Here is a 1629-nt window from a genome sequence, read left to right as displayed (position 1 = left end):
GGCTCGATCAGATATTGCTTCACATAGCCGCCGTTGGAATCAACCCCGGCGACGCCGCGCACGGCGCGCATCTGTGGGCGGATGATCCAATCCTGCACCGTGCGGAGATATGCCGCCTTCGCCAGCTCGGTGGTCAGGCGTTCGCCCTCGGGCGTGAGATAGCTGCCGTCCGACTGCCAGCCCGGCTTCCCATCGACCGTCTTCAAGCCCTTGCCGTCGGGGTGACGGAAGGCGACCGAATAGAAGAAAATCTCGCCGAGCCCGGTGCTGAGCGGTGCTAGGATCGGCTGCGCGTTGGAAGGCAGGCTGTCGCGCGATTGTGCGAGCCGTTCCGTCACCTGCTGGCGCGCGAAGTAAATGTCGGTGCGGTCGGTGAAGACCGCCGTTACCTGGCTGAAGCCGTTGCGCGAGATGGAGCGGGTCATCTCAAGCCCTGGGATTCCGGCCAGCGCCGTTTCCACCGGGAACGTCACCTGCTTTTCGATGTCGACCGGCCCAAGCGTCGGGGCGAATGTGCTGATCTGGACCTGTCGGTTGGTGACGTCGGGCACAGCGTCAATCGGCAGCTTGGTGATCTGCCATAAACCAAAGCCAATGACGACGAGGGTCAGGACGGCGACAAGCCATCGCATCCGGACCGAAAGGGAGAGGATGCGGCCGATCATTCCGCCGACTCCTTCTCGATCTCCGCTTTGAGGAGAAAAGCGTTGGTGGTGGCGATCTGCGTGCCGGCGGCGAGGCCGCCGGTGATCGCCACCATCCCGCCTGATCGGCTGCCGACCTGAACCGGCTGTGCGCGGAAGCCTTGGCCGGTGCGGACGAACACTACGGTATCGCTGCCAAGCGTCTGCACCGCGTCTTGCGGCACCATCACGCCACTCTTGGCGGCCCCGCCGCTGGCGAGGATACGAGCCTGCACAAGCTGGCCCGGGGCGAGTGTGCTGCCGCCAGAGGTCGGCGTGATGACGACGGTCGCGGTCCGCGATTGCGGATCGACGACGCCGGTCGACGAACGTACGCGGCCCTCGATCTTGCGGCCATCGGTGGTGGTCAACTCCACCCTGTCACCTTCTCGGACCCGGCCTGCATCGGCGGGGGGAACGCTAGCCGTGATCTGAAGCCGGCGCGGGTCGGCGACGCGGAACAGCTCGGTTTCAGCCGCGACGAACTGGCCGAGATTGGCACCAGCATTGGTGACGCGCCCCGAGACGGGGCTGACGACCGCAACCGATCGGCCGTCACCTGATACGCGGGCAGCGCCTGCGGCGGCGCTAGCGCGCCGGGCATCGGCCTGGGCGACCGCCAGATTGGCTTGTGCGGCTTCATAGTCAGCGCGGGGGGTGACGCCCTGGGCAAGCAAACCGCGTTCGCGTTCGAGCTGGCGAGCGGCGAGAGTGACGCGCGCGGACGCGGCCGAGCGATCGGCTGCGATCTGCGAAGCATCGCGGCTCTCGACCAGAGCGAGCGTCTGGCCGGCTCGCACAAGATCGCCGATGCGGACCATGATACGGCTGACCGTGCCCGGTGCGCGCGCGGTCAGCACCGCCTCGGCGTCGGGCGTCGCCTCGACCGTAGCGGAGGCAAGGATCGCGGCGTCCAGCTCGCCGGAGGCCGCCGGGGCTACAGTGA

Annotated in this window: 2 protein-coding genes; both read right to left on the bottom strand. The window is 67.3% G+C overall.

Annotation, left to right across the window (positions count from 1 at the left end; translation table 11 throughout):
- The coding region (locus SP6_RS19365) for an efflux RND transporter permease subunit (protein WP_042469540.1) at positions 1–665 on the bottom strand (665 nt) is incomplete at its 3' end.
- Positions 662–1629, bottom strand: a 968-nt coding sequence (locus SP6_RS19360) for an efflux RND transporter periplasmic adaptor subunit (RefSeq protein WP_042469541.1), incomplete at its 5' end; no start/stop codon positions are given. The genes SP6_RS19360 and SP6_RS19365, both read right to left, overlap by 4 nt.

The organism is Sphingomonas paucimobilis NBRC 13935 (assembly GCF_000739895.2).
Taxonomy (GTDB): domain Bacteria; phylum Pseudomonadota; class Alphaproteobacteria; order Sphingomonadales; family Sphingomonadaceae; genus Sphingomonas; species Sphingomonas paucimobilis.
This window is presented reverse-complemented; position numbering and strand designations above follow the sequence as displayed.